The following is a 15,708-nucleotide window of genomic DNA, read 5'->3' on the forward strand; positions in this document are numbered from 1 at the left end:
TACTGTATTACTGAACAAAGGAGTGAAAATATGGAGACGATTCTAATCATAGAGGACGATGCCAAGCTGGCAAGCTTGCTGAGCACGTACCTATCGAAATATGGGTTCCGTACAATTATTGTAGAGGATTTCAACAGGGTGCTGGAGACTTTTAATGAAAGCTCGGCTGACCTTATCTTACTGGACGTTAATCTGCCTAAATATGATGGGTTCTACTGGTGCCGCCAGATCCGTTCCCTCTCACTCTGCCCGATTCTGTTCATTTCTGCACGGGATAGTGGAATGGATCAGGTGATGGCGCTTGAGAATGGCGGGGACGATTATATCACTAAGCCTTTTCACTATGAGGTTGTGCTTGCCAAAATCCGCAGCCACATACGTAGAGCATACGGTTCATACTCACAGACTCAAGAAGAGCATAAACTCCAGTCTGGAGGTTTAATCCTCTATCCTGAACGATATGTGATCCAATACGACGGGCACACGAGTGAGCTAACCCAGAAGGAAGCGGTTCTACTGGAAGCTTTACTGCTTAAGGAAGGACGAGTGGTTAACCGGGAGCGTCTGCTCGATCTCATGTGGAAGGATCAGCATTTCATAGATGACAATACATTAAATGTCTACATAACCCGTGTCCGCAAAAAGCTCAAGGATCTCGGTCTTGGCGACATTGTGGAAACCGTAAGAGGCGCTGGCTATCGGCTTAATGTCTCTAAGGATACGCCATGAGGCTTTTTTGGAGAGACCAGATCTCACTGATCCTATTCTATCTGCTTCAGATGCTGTTTATCCCTTTGCTGTATTGGCTGTCTGGTGAGAACAGACCTATCTCTATCATGCTTTATGGAATCGCCTTGAGTACCGTAGTTCTACTGCTATATCTAGGCTACCGATACGTTCAGCACCGGAGATTGTATGCAGCATTAAGCGAACCTATGGACATGCTCCAAAAACATCTTGTTTCCTTAGGAGACACTCCTCTTTCAGAAGCTATCCATGAGTTATTGCAGCTGATTGACCGCCAATATCAAGAGCAAGTGAATGCGCATGCGCGCCAGATGGATCAGCATATCGTATTCATGAATCGCTGGGTTCATCAAATGAAGACCCCGCTCTCTGTAATTCAGCTTACGCTAAAGGATCTTGAAGAGGAGGCTGCCGCAAGTATTCAGGAGGAACTGGAACGTCTGCGCGGAGGGCTGGAGATGGTCATCTACACTTCAAGACTTGACCGATTTGAAAATGATTTTCAAGTTGAACCGTTACTTCTGCGCAAAACCGTTAGTGAGGCGGTAGCCGAAAATCGCAGACTATTCATACGCCGGGGCATAAAAGTAGATATACAGGTGGATGCCAATCTAGCGGTATATAGCGATGCCAAATGGTTAATGTTTATGCTGGTCCAAATCTTAACTAATGCCGTAAACTATACCTCCGGTTCTGGCAAAACCGTTACCCTCTCAGCTCAGCGTGTGGGCACCGACACTATTCTGGATATTACCGATCAAGGGATCGGCATTTCTCCTGAGGATCTGAAGCGGGTCTTTAATCCCTACTTTACGGGTGACCGCGGACGACATTATCATGAATCGACAGGGATGGGGCTGTATCTCGTACGGGAGATTTGCAACAGGCTCGAACACAAGGTGGATATTCAGTCCCGGCTCGGGGAAGGAACCCGCGTGCGGCTTATTTTTAGCAACAGTGATCATCTACAGAAATAATATTGAGGGGACTTCGTCGTCATTATTCATGGCTTTGAAGCCTCCTTCTTCTTTATAGGTTACTTATCTCTCAACCCATTCTTCACAAGGAGAAAGGCGAACATAACCTTAACTTCTCTGTAAGGAAACCTTAAGGTAAATCCATAGCAGCTAATCTCTCGATCTTATAAATTATATACATAACCCGTTCCCCGGATAAGGCGGATGAAATCATTTTTGTATTGGAAGGAATGAATGATATGAACGTATTGGAAGTCAAAGGACTTCATAAGGTATACCCCGGCAAAATAGTGACCCAAGCCCTCACCGATATTCATCTTAATATTGAAAAAGGTGAATTTGTCGGAATTATGGGACCGTCTGGTAGCGGTAAAACAACACTGCTCAATATGGTATCCACAATCGACCAGCCGTCCTCTGGCGAAGTGAATATCAACGGCAGCAACCCTTATCTTTTGAATAAAAAAGAGCTCGCCCACTTTCGCCGAAAACAACTAGGCTTTGTGTTTCAGGACTTCAACCTGCTTGAGACATTAACCGTCGCCGAGAATATTGTGCTGCCCCTGACTTTGGATAACCGTAAGCTCTCCCAGATGGAGATCTTGCTTCAAAGAGTCGCAGAACGCTTAAACATTACCGATATTCTGAGCAAACGCACCTATGAAATTTCAGGGGGACAACGTCAGCGGACCGCAATTGCCCGGGCGATCATCACCTCTCCTTCGATTATTTTGGCCGATGAACCTACGGGTGCGCTTGACTCCAATTCTTCGCGGATGGTGATGGAATCGCTGGAGGATATTAACCACAAAGAAGGCACCACGCTAATGCTCGTAACACATGATCCACTGGCAGCGAGCTACTGCAACCGAATTGTTTTTATAAAAGACGGCAAACTAGCAGCCGAAATTCACCGGGGAGATAACCGTCAGGCCTTCTTCCAAAAGATTATCGACACACTTTCGTTCTGGGGAGGGAATAGTCATGAACTTTCCTCAATTCGCGTTTAATAATGTACGCCGTAATTCACGCGCTTATTTTGCTTTTTTCTTAAGCAGTGCTTTTATGGTCATGATCTTTTTCTCTTATTCAGTCTTTATTTACCACCCTAGTATTACCAACATCGAGCTGGGTGCGAATTCAGCCTCCGGCATGCAAATTGCTTCTTACATCGTGTTTATCTTTGCGTTCTTTTTCGTTCTATATTCGATTAGCGCATTTCTGAAAATGCGTAATCTGGAGTTCGGCATACTGATGATTTTAGGCGCACGCCCTGGCCAGATCAACAAGCTGATTCTTATAGAAAATATGCTGATCGGACTGCTCTCTATTGTAACAGGTGTGTCTTTCGGCATGCTTTTATCCAAGTTATTTTTGCTGCTAAGCACGACAATTATGGGCATGGAGCCACTGCCCTTTTATTGGCCAATGAAGGCGTTAATGATTACCTCTATCTCTTTCATTTCATTATTTCTGGTCATTTCGATCTTCACATTATTGTTCATTCGTAAGCATCAAGTTCTTGAACTGCTTAAGGGAAATGTTAAACCTAAAAAAGAACCCCGTGTCTCCTTATTGTTCTCATTCTTTGGGCTTCTACTGTTGACCGTCGGCGCTCTCGCGATTCGGAAGCAATTGTCCCCGACCTCACTGTTAGTCGCCGCTGTCACAGGTATCGCTGGAACCTACTTTTTCTACTCTCAGTTATCTGTATTGGGCATTCGCTTACTAAAACTAAGACGCAAGCGGCTGTGGCGCGGAACCAATCTGCTGTGGATTTCCGAGATGAGTTATAAGATTAAAGACAATGCAAGAATGCTGTTCCTTGTAACTGTGGTTACCTCGCTTGCCTGCATGGCTTCGGGAATTCTTTTATCGATTAATCAAGCGAACTCAGACCTCTATAAAAAATCCCCATTCGCTGTGAGTTATACGATTTATGATCCGAAGGATGAAGCACCAGATTTAGAGCCCATTCACACTAAATTAAAGAATGCTAAAGTCGAGTATACAGAGAATAAAGTAGATCTGATCTCTGCTTCCATTCAAGGAATCGATAAGGAAAAAATACTTGGAATTGACCTGATCTCCCGCTCACAGTTCAATCAACTGGGCTTACAGATGGATGTATCCGAGGTTGGACCCTTGTCTGAAAAAGAAGCTGTATTACTGCTGAACCCACATATGGATTCACAGAATTATGCTGCTAATCGAGCGATTCATTTGAAGGTTCAGAAAGATGAGGAACTGATGTTAAAAGAAATACGAACACCAAAGGTGCATCCAGTAGATCCAATGGCCACCTCACTTCTAATCGTAGATGACAACTTATATCATAAGATTTCTAATTCAACAGAGAAGTACACGAGACCTTATGTGAAATATCTATACAAAATCCCTGCATGGGACGGTCCTACACCTAATGACAGCTCAGCTGAAGCTGTTGTCACCAGAGACCTCATCCAATGGAATAAAGCTGCTAACAAGGCTAACCATCAATACAGCTCTATACTGGGATCGCGAGCAGACAGCTATCTATCGACCAAGCAGGGAGCCGCCATGCTTAGCTTTATAGGGATTTTTATCGCTCTGATCTTCTCACTTTCATCGGCCAGCTTTCTCTTTTTTAAGCTTCATACTGAACTCAATACAGATAAGCAAATGTATAATGCTTTGTCCAAAATCGGTTTAAGTACTAAAGAAATGTCAGCTTCTGCTACCAAACAGATTTCAGTACTTTTCTATATTCCGATTATTATTGCCACCATTCAGACCCTTGTCGTGATACGCCCGCTACTGAAACAGATTAATATCACAAATGTAACTGTGCCCGTGCTTACTACATCAGCTGTATTTCTGGTTGTGCAAACTATCTATTTCCTTATTGCGAGATCACGTTACATTCATAGTCTCAAGAAAATAATGGTGTAACGACATGTCGAAAAGAATCATAACCCTGGATGTACTTCGCGGCTTGGAACTTATGTCAGCACCAAAAGGTTCTCTAGCTGATCATTAGACAATTTGCTATAGTTAGTGAGCTATTAATTAATGAAGCAAGGAGGTTCTTGATTTATGTCCAAGGCTGATCACATGTTATCCATTCTCTGGATGCTCAAGCAACGGGGAAGAACCGCCGGGGAACTAGCAGAAGCGCTAGAGATCAGTGTCCGCTCTGTCTATCGTTACATCGACGCGTTATGCATCAGTGGCGTACCCATTATCGCGGATAGTGGACCTGGTGGTGGCTATAGCCTTCCGGAACATTTTTCCGAGGCCCCGTTATTCTTTGACTCCGACGAACAGCGTTCCCTCCTGCAAGCCGCCTCCTTTGCGCGGGGAACTGGATATCCTTATGTAGAAGCTCTAGATCAAGCAATCGCCAAACTGAAACGATACAGCAATGCGCAGCAATTAGAACAGATGGAGCGTCATGAGGGCGGGATAGAAACCATCCACTCCCCTGCTGTGCCGCTTCCCCACCTGCTGCAAGAGCTTGAATTAGCGACGGCGAACGGACATACCCTCCAGATGGAATATCGGAAGGGAAACGGGGAGACAATTTCTTCCCGCGCTATTGATCCTTATGGACTTGTACTGTGGAAAGGGCAGTGGTACACCGTTGCTTATTGCCATCAGAGGCAAGGAATTCGGTCTTTCCGAGTCGATAGAATGACTGAACTGAAACGTACAGAAGCTGTGTTTGCCCGTCCTGCTGACTTCTCTGCACGTGATTTTTTGTTAAAAAGCTTGCTGCCAACACCAAATACTCCAGAGAAACTCATAGCAGTAGTCATCGCCGCTGATGAAGGAATCCTGAACGATCTATGCAGTCATTGGCTGTTTGGACATACTCTGGTGCAGCGTATTGACGGACAAGCCCGCTTTCAAGTCGATGAGACCTCCTTACTGACTTATGCGCCTTACTTCTTGTTGCCTTATGGATCAACACTACGAATCCTAGAGCCTTTAGCTCTGAAGCAAAAGCTGTCCGCAATAGCTACCGATCTGGCAGCTTATTATAAAACTTAAAATGATTATTTTAGGATCACTGACCGTAATTGTCAGTGATCCTTTTGTATAGTGTAAATAAGTCTAAGGGAATTAATGATTGTACAAACCAAGGAGGAATAACAAATGAAAGAACTTCACTATGAATTTTATATTGGCGGAACACCTGAGCAGGTATGGGAGACTTTGATCTCTCCGGAAGGTACTAAACAGATTTACTACGGTAGCGTAATCCAATCCACCTTTAAAGAAGGCGAATTGCTGGAATATGTTGGTCCCGGTGAAGATGGCGATGAAACGATACATGTATATGGGACTCTGCTGGAGTTCACTCCACAAAAAGCGTTTCGTTTCACGCATAAGGTCGGCCCCTCCTATCATAAGGGTACAGAAAGATATGAATCGCGTATATCTTGGCTGCTTGAACCGGTGGGTGGAACTACTAAGCTTACGCTTATCCACGATGAATGGCATCCTGATGATCCTTCATATGCTGGCAGTATCAACGCCTGGTGGCAGGTTCTGAGTAATATTAAAACCTTGGTCGAGACCGGACGTACACTTGATTTTGGCAGCTGGTCGTAATTTTACTGCTAATTAGGAATTAAGCTCAACCCTGCGGAAAAGAGCGTACAAGCCCTTTTTCGTCAGGGGCTTTTTTTGCTTAATTTTATTTTGCCTAAGGGAAACATTCTTGTTGCAGGGACAAAGTTGTTGCCATATACTAATGTTGTGCCAGACTACAAGAAATGTTCTAATACACAAAATAAAAACCATAGGCGGTAAAAATATAAATGAAAGAAGGGATCTCATGACTGGAACAACTATTCCTTTATCAGAAGCTGCAAAGGGTAGCACGCTGCGCATCAGCGACATTGAAGTCCAAGGTGTGCTTAGAAGAAGATTACTGGACCTCGGGTTCGTAGTCGGGAATATCGTAGAGGTGTTGCGGCGTAGTCCATTAGGAGATCCTATAGCTTTTCGGGTAAGCAATACGACCATTGCATTGCGTAGAGAAGAAAGTTCTTTAATATTCGGAGAATTAATTGGAGGTGTAGAAGCATGAGTCAGTTCACCGTCGCTTTTGCAGGCAATCCTAACACTGGAAAAAGCACACTATTCAACCTGCTAACCGGCATGCGACAGCATACTGGAAACTGGGCAGGTAAAACCGTCATTACTGCCGAAGGGGAATTCAAACACAATAACCATTCATACCTCGCGGTAGATTTACCAGGAACGTACTCCCTATACTCAAATTCCGCGGATGAAGAAGCGGCTAGAGATTATATTATTTTTGAACAGCCAGATGTGACACTTGTAGTGCTTGACGCTACTTCGCTGGAACGTAATCTCAATCTTGCCTTGCAAGTGCTGGAGATTACCGGACGGGCGGTTGTCTGCATCAACCTCATTGATGAAGCACGTAAGCTGGGCATCGACATCAACCTGAAGAGTATCTCCAAACGTCTCGGCGTACCCGTCGTTGCGATATCGGCACGCAATAAAATCGGGATCGATGCCTTATTGGATCAAGTGGAGCGAGTGGCTACAGGCGCATTCACAGCGCAGCCGTTGCGCATTAGTTACAACGAAGAGATCGAACGGGGAATTGCCGAGCTTACACCATTGGTAGAGCAAACCATCGGCACCAAATATCCCGCTCGCTGGATTGCACTGCGCTTATTGGACGGTGATGACAGCCTGCTTACTTCACTCAAAGAACATATGAAAAGCAAGGATTTACCCGAAGCAAAGGAGGTCATCGGCCATGGAGTCACTGCCTATCACTAAGGGTTCTGACGCTCTAGATTCCCTATTGTCTACCGCAAAAAAGCTCGCTGACGGCGGAGCCATTCGGGATGAGATTGTCAGTGGTATATATGGCGTATCCGCAGGCATCTGCGGGGATGCAGTTACTTATCGGGATAAGAAGAAACTGAACAGCACTTATAAGCTGGATAATATCGTGACCTCCAAAATTTGGGGTTTTCCCATCATGCTCGCCATTCTCGGTGTCGTATTCTGGATTACGATTGCCGGGGCTAACTACCCTTCTAGCTGGCTCGCTACCTTCTTTGGCTTCATCGAAGGATATCTGACAGCGGGATTTGAGGCTCTCCATGCCCCAGCTTGGCTGCACGGCGTGCTTGTGCTTGGCTTGTATCGAGGCACCTCATGGGTAATCAGTGTCATGCTGCCACCAATGATGATCTTTTTCCCCGTATTCGCTCTGCTTGAGAATTTCGGGTATCTGCCACGCGTTGCTTTTAACATGGACCGACTATTCAAAAAATCAGGTGGTCATGGCAAGCAAGCTTTAACCATGTCCATGGGCTTCGGCTGTAACGCGGCCGCTATCCTCTCCACACGAATCATCGAATCGCCGCGTGAACGAATGCTGGCTATACTGACCAACAATTTTGTCCCTTGCAACGGCCGCTGGCCCACGCTGATTTTATTGTCTTCCTTATTTATGGCAGGAGCCGCTACGACAGGTGCGCTTCGTACATTCACCACTGCCTCCGTCCTAATGGGGATGGTTCTAATCGGCATCATTGTTACCTTGACTGTTTCCTTGGTCATGTCCAAAACTGCGCTGCGTGGGGTTCCCACACATTACACATTGGAGCTTCCTCCCTACCGCCGTCCACAAATCTGGAAGACCATACTTATTTCCTCCAAAGATAAGTCCCTTAACGTACTTACTCGGGCTATCGTCGTTGCTGCCCCTGCCGGAATTATCACTTGGATTCTAGGCAATCTGTTTATTGGCGGCGATTCTGTACTGAATCATATGGCTGCATTCTTTGATCCGTTTGCACATATGCTCGGCATGGACGGCTTTATCATCATGGCCTTTATTCTTGGACTTCCTGCGAATGAAATCGTATTGCCTATCTTGCTTATGGGCTATATGTCCTCAGGCGCTATGGTTGATATCGACAGTTTAGGCAGTATCAAAGATGTCTTTCTCTCACATGGCTGGACCTGGCTGACCGCACTCAACATGATGCTGTTCTCCCTGCTTCACTATCCTTGTGGTACGACACTCGTGAACATTTACAAGGAAACAAAAAGCATGAAGTGGGCCGTTCTCTCAGCAGTCATTCCGCTGGGTATCGCCATCGGAGTAACCTTTGCTGTCGCTCAGCTTACCCGGTTATTTGGGTGGGTGTGACGAGGGCGAGGTAGGCTTGCGATCTAAACCCAACTGACATCGTCTAACTTTAACTAACTTTATCTGACTTCAACTAGCTTCAAGTAACTTCACAACTAACTTCAACTGATTTCAACTTACATCGCAAAAATTCATCATTAGCTCATTAAATTCACCTTAATCACATCACCCAAATTAACCTTGCTACACTTTGTAACACCCTACAATATCTAGAGTTCATCTTGCTTCACAGAATTCTGCCCTCCTTGAACTCATATTTAGGGAATTTCTCTCTAAAAATCGAACTTCATAAGCGCACGTTGAACTTTTTGCGGAATTTCTCCCTAATAATCGAACTTTATAAGCACACATTGAACTTTTTGCGGAATTTCTCCCTAATAATTAGCCGATTTTAGGAAAAAAGGGCAATTTCCGCAGAATTTTAGGGAGGAATTCCCCAATTATCGCTAATATTGAGTAAAACACGATAAAATCAGGGAGGATTTCCCTAATTATTGATTCTAGATGGTTCCGAGCTACAATTGAGCACTACCACCAGCACCAGCAGCCACCAACAAGCCCACCAGTTACTCAAGGTCATCTCAAACAAATAAGCGGTCGCTCGGATGTTATCCCGAGCGACCGCTTATTTCAGCACAACACCTTATATACTCTTACTGCCTACTTTGATCTCACCATTACATGACGTGACTCTACAGTTAGAGTCATTTTTTGCGCGTTCCATCATTTCTACGACGGTATAGAACAGCCCCAGCTATAGCTACTAGAACGATAATTATTCCACTAATCCCCACATTAACAAGAGAAAAGGAATCACTGTCCCCAGCAGAATTACCCGTTTGATCAGGCTCATTACTCCCAGCTCCTGACTCCGGTGAATTATTCGGGGTTACCTCCGGAGAAGCGGTAGGCGTCGTTGCCGAAATACCCGGCCCCAGCTCTTTTAGATCCACTGAGTCAGCGGTTAGCCGCTTAGTTCGACTGCATAAACTAGCCTCCAGATTACCAGAGTCTCCACCGTCTCTAGCATAAGCATAGACAATGTAACTTTCCCCTTCCACAAACTCAAAGCCGCAGCTTGCAGAAGATAAAGCCGTAGTCAATGTAACTTGGTTTCCCTCGACCCCTTTCCAGCTGGAATCCACCTCAAAGATTACCTTTACTGGATCAGCAGAAGAAATTATGTTCCCCTGAGACGGCTCCTTCATGTCCACTACTTTCCCGACAAAGACAGCTGTACTTTTCTCAAGAGCTTCCAGTGGCTCCGCAGGCATAACACAGGAACAAGCGTAAGTGACTGAGGGCCGCACCGTCAGCAAAGCCGTAAATATTAATAGGACACCTAGAAATATCATCATTGGACTTCGGAAATTGAAATTTCGGAAATTGATCTTTCGAAAATTGATCTTTCGCACTTTGATAACCCCCTTCTTTACCTTACAGACGGAGCAAACGTGGAAAGTGTTACAGGAATTCCCAAACAAGTGATACAAGTTTATCCGGGAGCAATTCCCCTAATCCTCTTTTTAATTCCTCTAATCCTCTTCTTTAATTCCCCTAATCTTCTTAAACTCCTCATATCCTCTTCATTAATCCCCCATACCTGCTGTACCCACTCACAAACTGTGCGCGATCCCAATCAAACGCTGTATTCCTTCGCGTAGCACCCCTTCGCTTGCAAAGGAATAACTTAGGCGAAGCCTTGACTTCATTTCCCCCAGTGGATCAAATAACTCCCCAGGAACAAAAGCGATCGACTGCGCCATACTTGAAGCAAACAGTCGATCCATCGTAAGATGCTCCGGTAGTTTCACCCATAGATTTAATCCGCCTTGCGGAGTCGTCCATTCCCAGCCAGTCCCCGCCAGCTCCTCTTCCACGATTTCCTTATGCACTTGAAGCGCAATGCGCAGCTTACCGAGATGCTGTTGCAAGCGTGGGGAGGTGTAGTAATGTAAAAATATTTTTTGATTCAGCAGCGGAGTGCCATTGTCCGCGAGTGATTTGGCCGTGATTAGACGCTCCATAAATGGATATCGGCAAGCCACCGCACAGATTCGTAAGCCAGGGGCTACATATTTACTGAAGCTGCTGATATAGATCACCCACCCCTCCGTATCATAAGCAAAAAAGGGCGGCGGCGGCTCCTCATCAAAATACATATCGCGGAACGGGTCATCCTCCACCAGTAAACAGCGATAACGTTCGGCCAGTTCTACCAACAGCTTGCGCTGTTGCACAGGCACCGTGTATCCAGTTGGATTGTGATGCGTTGGATTAATGTAGAACATACGCGGCTTATGCTTTTTCATCAAAGCTTCTACTTTCTCCAGATCATATCCCTCCGGAGTGATCTCTACCGGAACCAACCGTGCCCCCTCCCGGCGAAAAATATCCATAGCAACACTATAAGTAGGCCGCTCCACAAGCACCGTATCCAGAGGACCAAGTACAATCCGGGCAATCAGATTGATCGCTTGCTGCGCACCCGAGGTAATAAGCAGCTCTTCCGAAGTTAACTGCAGCCGATGTTGCTTCCGAAAATGGTGGCTTAACGTCTCACGCAGCTCGTTATCCCCCTGGACCGAGGCATATGTTCCCATTACCTTGGGATATAGATCGAACACTTTTTTAACATAGTCAGATAGAAAAAGATTCGGCAGCAGCCCCGGATCAATCAGCGCCTGCGAGAACTGATACTTAACTGGCACTCTCTGAATATCAGACAGCGGGTTAGTGAGCGCATAAGCCGATACTGCGGCTCCTACTTCAATAGCAGGAAGCGAGATTATGGGTGCCACGTAATATCCAGATTTATCTTTTACATAAACCTTTCCATCCTCCGTCAACCGTCTGTACGCTTTGAATACGGTCAGTCGATGTACCTTAAGCTCCTCCGCTAGCAGCCGTATAGAAGGAAGCTTATCATGTGCGACCCACTCCCCTCGCTCCATGCGATTTAATAGAAATTCATAGACCTGCCGAAACAAAGGATGATTATGCTCCGCTCCCACAACCTTTTTCATCTGGCTACAACTCCTCTCCGAACAACCTTGTAATCATATTGTACACGATTTCTGAATTAATCTGTTCTACTCAAGGCAATCTGTTCTGTCCCCTCCCCTATATGATTAACAAAATGCCAGCTTATAAATTCTTATATTTTATAAAGCACACAAAAGGGGACTTTCAAAATGATCTTATTTGCTTATGCACTTGTATGTCTGATCTTCGGCACGACCTTTCTAGCTATCAAAATCGGCGTAGATGCCGGTGCGCCTCCTTTTTTTTCAGCGGGCTTAAGATTTTTTGTCGCGGGCGCTGTTCTATTCCTATGGATGGTCTGGAAACGTAAAGCCAGCTTCTCCTTGCTGTTGCGCAAAGAAATGTTGTTCACCGGGTCTGCACTAACCTTCGGCACCTTCGCGGGTCTCTACTGGGCTGAACAATATGTTTCTTCAGGGCTTGCAGCTGTACTCTCTGCCACTGGACCGATCATGATCCTGCTGCTCCAAACCTCTATTCTTCGGCAAAAAGCACCCGCCATCTCCCTATATGGCTGCATCATCGGCTTCACTGGCGTACTGCTGCTGGTTCTCCCCAATCTCGCCGTTGATATTTCACCACTGTGGCTCATCGGTTGCGCCGTAGTCCTAATTGGAGAGTGTTGCTATGCTGTAGGTGCGATTTACTCCAAAAAAGTAATTAACAGTATGCCCGAGGTCTCACCGATTGCGCTAAATGCGGCTCAAATGATGTATGGCGGTGCGCTGTTATTCATTCTTTCTTTTGCCACGGAAAAAGTACATCCTGCATTTCTCTTCTCATTCGAGACAGCAGGTTCACTGCTCTATCTCACAGTTATCGGCTCCATGGTCGGCCATACCTTATTCTACTGGCTCGTAGCTAAGACCAACCCAGTGTTTCCTTCTACCTGGCTTTATATTTCTCCACCGATTGCGGTGGGTGTAGGCTTTTTCTTTTACAAGGAGTCCGTATCTTGGATTACAATTCTCGGAGTGTTCACCATCATTGCCGGAACAATCCTAGTGAATGCTGATGCTTTAAAGCAATTACTGCAAAAAAAGAAGATAAACACTGTTGCGTTAAAAAAATCAAATATATGACGTACTATATATTGCATTTATGACCACTATTGCGTATTATATAAACAAGTTAAATTAAACACAGCTAAATATGACTCATATATGAAAGGAGGATTCGCTTAACGGCGCTTCTTTTCTAAAGAGGAATGCCTTTTTATCGGAAGTGGAGGGAATTGTGATCGAACTGACATCACGTCAAATAGAGATTATCGATATCGTTAACAAAAGAGCTCCGATTACCGGCGAACAGATTGCCGAAAGTTTGAATCTTACCCGGCCTACAATTCGCTCGGATCTGTCTGTTTTGGTTATGCTCAAATATATCGACGCCAAGCCGAAGGTCGGGTACTTCCCAGGATTGAAATCATCCAGTCGTCAGGGAAGCGGTTATCTGCTGCAGGAAACGATGGTCAAAGAAATTCAAAGTGTACCTATAGTTATCCGTGAGACCACAACTATTCAAGATGCCGTAGTTACGCTTTTTCTACAAGATGTAGGCACTCTTATTATCTGTGACGAAGAGGGTAAACTCACGGGCGTTGCTTCACGTAAGGATTTCCTAAAGGTAACCTTGGGCAACCCCGGTGCAGTCTCCATGCCCGTAAGCATGGTTATGACGCGCCAGCCCAAAGTGGTCACAACTTCACCGGATGAGCCGGTGCTTGAAGCTGCACATAAGATGATTTTTCACGAGGTAGACAGTTTGCCGGTGGTTGTTCCCAGCGCTGCTGAAGACGGCGGTACAAAACTGGATGTGGTAGGACGTTTAACAAAAACCTCCATCATCAAACTTCTCCTCGAACTTGAAGCCAAAGGATAACAGGAGGAACCCATGAGCATCGAGCAATCTTCCAACTTAATAACGATATGCTCGGATTCTATAGGAGATACGGCAGAGGCTGTCGTGCAGGCCGTTATTCACCAATTTCAGAATCAGCAGGTCACCATTAAAAGATACGGCAATATTAGGCATGAAGACGAGCTACGCAAGCTTATGGAAGAAGCAGCTCAGCATCAAGGTTTTGTCGCCTATACATTAGTGCAGCCAGAATTAAGAGAAATGATCCGCGAGGAAGCGGTACGTCTTGATTTGCGGATCGTTGATATCATGGGCCCTATGATGCAGGCCTTCATTGATACCTTCGACGATGCTCCTCAGCAGCGGCCAGGTCTTCTCCACCAGCTCGACGAGAATTATTTCCGCCGCATAGAAGCTATAGAATTCACCGTCGCCTGTGATGACGGCCGTGATCTGGGTGCCATGCTCAAAGCCGATATCGTTCTGCTGGGCATGTCCCGTACTTCAAAGACACCGCTTAGCATCTTTTTGGCCCATAGAGGAAAAAAAGTCGTTAACTATCCGATTATCCCGGAGATTGGTCCTCCACAAGAACTATTAAGCTTGCCGCCGAACCGGCTTATCGGATTAACCATGAAACCCGAGTACATGCTGAAGGTCCGCTCTGAGCGACTCAAGGTTCTGGGATTACCGACAGGCTCCCAATATGCAAGTCTGGAACGGATCACCGAAGAGATGGAATACGCCGCTTCATTGTTCAACAAGCTGGGCTGTCCTGTAATTGATATTACTGACAAGGCTATAGAAGAAACCGCTGGGATTATTATGGGTTATATCTAAATTTCAGTTTACAAAATATATAGAATGCACTGGAGGGAATTAGAATGGAGCGCGAACTGGCCCTTGAGATTGTACGGGTAACTGAACTAGGTGCTTTATCCTCGGCTCGCTGGATTGGGCGGGGCGATAAAAATGCGGCAGATGATGCAGCCACGACTGCGATCCGTTCCATGTTCGATTCTGTGTCCATCGACGGAACTGTTGTGATTGGTGAAGGAGAGATGGATGATGCTCCAATGCTCTATATTGGTGAGAAAGTCGGGAACCAAAAAGGTCCCTCTGTCGATGTAGCCGTCGATCCACTCGAAGGAACTGAGGTTGTTGCCTGCGGCCTGCATAATGCGCAATCTGTTATTGCTATAGCAGATAAAGGCAGCCTGCTGCATGCCCCGGACATTTATATGGAGAAGCTAGCCTGCGGGCCCGAACTTGCCGGGAAGCTTAGACTCGAGGACCCTGTAGAGATCACTCTGCAAAAAGCCTGCCATTTCACTGGCAAATCCCTCTCCGAGTTAACCGTAATGGTGCTGGATCGCAAACGGCATGAGCAGCTGATTAATAGCCTGCGTGAAGCCGGGGTACGAATTAAGCTGCTTGGTCACGGAGATGTTGCTGGCGCTATTGCGGCTGCACTGCCAGACAGCGATGTCGATTTGTATATGGGTTCCGGTGGAGCACCCGAAGGTGTTCTTGCTGCCGCTGCACTGAAATGCCTTGGTGGTGAAATGCAGGGCAGATTGCTCCCGGATGGACCCATAGAGCTGCAGCGCTGTGTACGCATGGGAATTGCCAATCCTACGCGAGTGCTATACATGGAAGATATGGTTGGCACGGGCGACGTCCTCTTTGCCGCCACGGGTGTAACGTCAGGTGAATTCCTGAACGGTGTCCGTTTCATCGGCAAAGAACGCGCGGAGACACATTCGGTAATCATGCGCGCACAGAGCCGCACGATCCGCTATATCCGCAGCATTCATTTCCTACCAGGAAAAGAAATACCAGAAGCGCTGACCGTTAGACAAAATGCTGTCTCTCTATAAAACCACA

15 protein-coding genes are annotated in these 15,708 nt (G+C 46.0%); 13 read left to right on the forward strand and 2 right to left on the reverse strand.

All coding sequences use genetic code 11. The features are described from left to right. Positions 1 to 30 precede the first annotated feature (30 nt). The 9 genes from NST45_RS22080 (at position 31) to NST45_RS22120 (ending at position 8,916) form a co-directional block, all read left to right on the forward strand. Positions 31 to 729, forward strand: a complete 699-nt coding sequence (locus NST45_RS22080) for a response regulator transcription factor (RefSeq protein ID WP_076100491.1) — start codon at positions 31 to 33, stop codon at positions 727 to 729. Further along, positions 726 to 1,724 carry a sensor histidine kinase gene (locus NST45_RS22085; RefSeq protein WP_076274200.1) on the forward strand — a complete coding sequence of 333 codons (999 nt, stop codon included), beginning with the start codon at positions 726 to 728 and terminating at the stop codon, positions 1,722 to 1,724. The genes NST45_RS22080 and NST45_RS22085 overlap by 4 nt, the downstream gene beginning before the upstream one ends. 239 nt (positions 1,725 to 1,963) lie before the next feature. After that, the gene (locus NST45_RS22090; RefSeq protein WP_036679832.1) at positions 1,964 to 2,734 is read left to right on the forward strand and encodes an ABC transporter ATP-binding protein; all 771 of its coding nucleotides are present in this window, start codon (positions 1,964 to 1,966) and stop codon (positions 2,732 to 2,734) included. Then, positions 2,709 to 4,655: an ABC transporter permease gene (locus NST45_RS22095; RefSeq protein ID WP_076274199.1), complete on the forward strand. Its 1,947-nt coding sequence runs from the start codon at positions 2,709 to 2,711 to the stop codon at positions 4,653 to 4,655. The genes NST45_RS22090 and NST45_RS22095 overlap by 26 nt, the downstream gene beginning before the upstream one ends. Positions 4,656 to 4,799: 144 nt before the next feature. After that, positions 4,800 to 5,756: a YafY family protein gene (locus tag NST45_RS22100; RefSeq protein ID WP_038568975.1), complete on the forward strand. Its 957-nt coding sequence runs from the start codon at positions 4,800 to 4,802 to the stop codon at positions 5,754 to 5,756. A gap of 105 nt (positions 5,757 to 5,861) precedes the next feature. Beyond that, entirely contained in the window at positions 5,862 to 6,320 is a 459-nt protein-coding gene (locus tag NST45_RS22105; RefSeq protein WP_036679837.1) for an SRPBCC domain-containing protein, read from the forward strand. 226 nt (positions 6,321 to 6,546) lie between these two features. Further along, complete coding sequence (locus NST45_RS22110; RefSeq protein ID WP_036679839.1) at positions 6,547 to 6,801, forward strand: FeoA family protein; 255 nt, start codon at positions 6,547 to 6,549, stop codon at positions 6,799 to 6,801. Further along, positions 6,798 to 7,529, forward strand: a complete 732-nt coding sequence (locus tag NST45_RS22115; RefSeq protein ID WP_038568974.1) for a FeoB small GTPase domain-containing protein — start codon at positions 6,798 to 6,800, stop codon at positions 7,527 to 7,529. The genes NST45_RS22110 and NST45_RS22115 overlap by 4 nt, the downstream gene beginning before the upstream one ends. Then, on the forward strand, positions 7,507 to 8,916 hold the full coding sequence (locus NST45_RS22120) for a nucleoside recognition domain-containing protein (protein WP_076274198.1): 1,410 nt from the start codon (positions 7,507 to 7,509) through the stop codon (positions 8,914 to 8,916). The genes NST45_RS22115 and NST45_RS22120 overlap by 23 nt, the downstream gene beginning before the upstream one ends. Before the next feature lie 704 nt (positions 8,917 to 9,620). Here NST45_RS22120 and NST45_RS22125 read toward each other — a convergent pair. Both NST45_RS22125 and NST45_RS22130 read right to left on the reverse strand, forming a co-directional pair. Then, entirely contained in the window at positions 9,621 to 10,331 is a 711-nt protein-coding gene (locus NST45_RS22125) for a hypothetical protein (RefSeq protein ID WP_076224408.1), read from the reverse strand. 201 nt (positions 10,332 to 10,532) lie between these two features. Then, the gene (locus NST45_RS22130; protein WP_339823834.1) at positions 10,533 to 11,942 is read right to left on the reverse strand and encodes a PLP-dependent aminotransferase family protein; all 1,410 of its coding nucleotides are present in this window, start codon (positions 11,940 to 11,942) and stop codon (positions 10,533 to 10,535) included. A 168-nt stretch (positions 11,943 to 12,110) separates the two neighbouring features. Here NST45_RS22130 and NST45_RS22135 point away from each other — a divergent pair, with 168 nt between their 5' ends. From NST45_RS22135 to glpX, 4 genes are all read left to right on the forward strand, one after another. After that, positions 12,111 to 13,043 (forward strand): EamA family transporter, encoded by a 933-nt coding sequence (locus tag NST45_RS22135; protein ID WP_076130627.1) that lies wholly within the window; start codon positions 12,111 to 12,113, stop codon positions 13,041 to 13,043. Positions 13,044 to 13,197: 154 nt separating this feature from the next. After that, positions 13,198 to 13,842: a helix-turn-helix transcriptional regulator gene (locus NST45_RS22140; RefSeq protein ID WP_081383827.1), complete on the forward strand. Its 645-nt coding sequence runs from the start codon at positions 13,198 to 13,200 to the stop codon at positions 13,840 to 13,842. An 18-nt stretch (positions 13,843 to 13,860) separates the two neighbouring features. Then, positions 13,861 to 14,661 (forward strand): pyruvate, water dikinase regulatory protein, encoded by an 801-nt coding sequence (locus NST45_RS22145; protein WP_080742671.1) that lies wholly within the window; start codon positions 13,861 to 13,863, stop codon positions 14,659 to 14,661. Between the two features lie 44 nt (positions 14,662 to 14,705). Beyond that, positions 14,706 to 15,701: a class II fructose-bisphosphatase gene (gene glpX, locus NST45_RS22150; protein WP_076274196.1), complete on the forward strand. Its 996-nt coding sequence runs from the start codon at positions 14,706 to 14,708 to the stop codon at positions 15,699 to 15,701. Positions 15,702 to 15,708 lie beyond the last annotated feature (7 nt).

It is taken from the genome of Paenibacillus sp. FSL R7-0163 (assembly GCF_037969975.1).
Taxonomy (GTDB): domain Bacteria; phylum Bacillota; class Bacilli; order Paenibacillales; family Paenibacillaceae; genus Paenibacillus_AQ; species Paenibacillus_AQ odorifer.

Coding starts and splice junctions, on each gene's coding strand:
- NST45_RS22115 (WP_038568974.1), top strand. CDS start 6,798: ATGAGTCAGTTCACCGTCGCTTTTGCAGGCAATCCTAACACTGGAAAA.
- NST45_RS22135 (WP_076130627.1), top strand. CDS start 12,111: ATGATCTTATTTGCTTATGCACTTGTATGTCTGATCTTCGGCACGACC.
- NST45_RS22120 (WP_076274198.1), top strand. CDS start 7,507: ATGGAGTCACTGCCTATCACTAAGGGTTCTGACGCTCTAGATTCCCTA.
- NST45_RS22110 (WP_036679839.1), top strand. CDS start 6,547: ATGACTGGAACAACTATTCCTTTATCAGAAGCTGCAAAGGGTAGCACG.
- NST45_RS22130 (WP_339823834.1), bottom strand. CDS start 11,942: ATGAAAAAGGTTGTGGGAGCGGAGCATAATCATCCTTTGTTTCGGCAG.
- NST45_RS22085 (WP_076274200.1), top strand. CDS start 726: ATGAGGCTTTTTTGGAGAGACCAGATCTCACTGATCCTATTCTATCTG.
- NST45_RS22105 (WP_036679837.1), top strand. CDS start 5,862: ATGAAAGAACTTCACTATGAATTTTATATTGGCGGAACACCTGAGCAG.
- NST45_RS22095 (WP_076274199.1), top strand. CDS start 2,709: ATGAACTTTCCTCAATTCGCGTTTAATAATGTACGCCGTAATTCACGC.
- NST45_RS22080 (WP_076100491.1), top strand. CDS start 31: ATGGAGACGATTCTAATCATAGAGGACGATGCCAAGCTGGCAAGCTTG.
- NST45_RS22100 (WP_038568975.1), top strand. CDS start 4,800: ATGTCCAAGGCTGATCACATGTTATCCATTCTCTGGATGCTCAAGCAA.
- glpX (WP_076274196.1), top strand. CDS start 14,706: ATGGAGCGCGAACTGGCCCTTGAGATTGTACGGGTAACTGAACTAGGT.
- NST45_RS22090 (WP_036679832.1), top strand. CDS start 1,964: ATGAACGTATTGGAAGTCAAAGGACTTCATAAGGTATACCCCGGCAAA.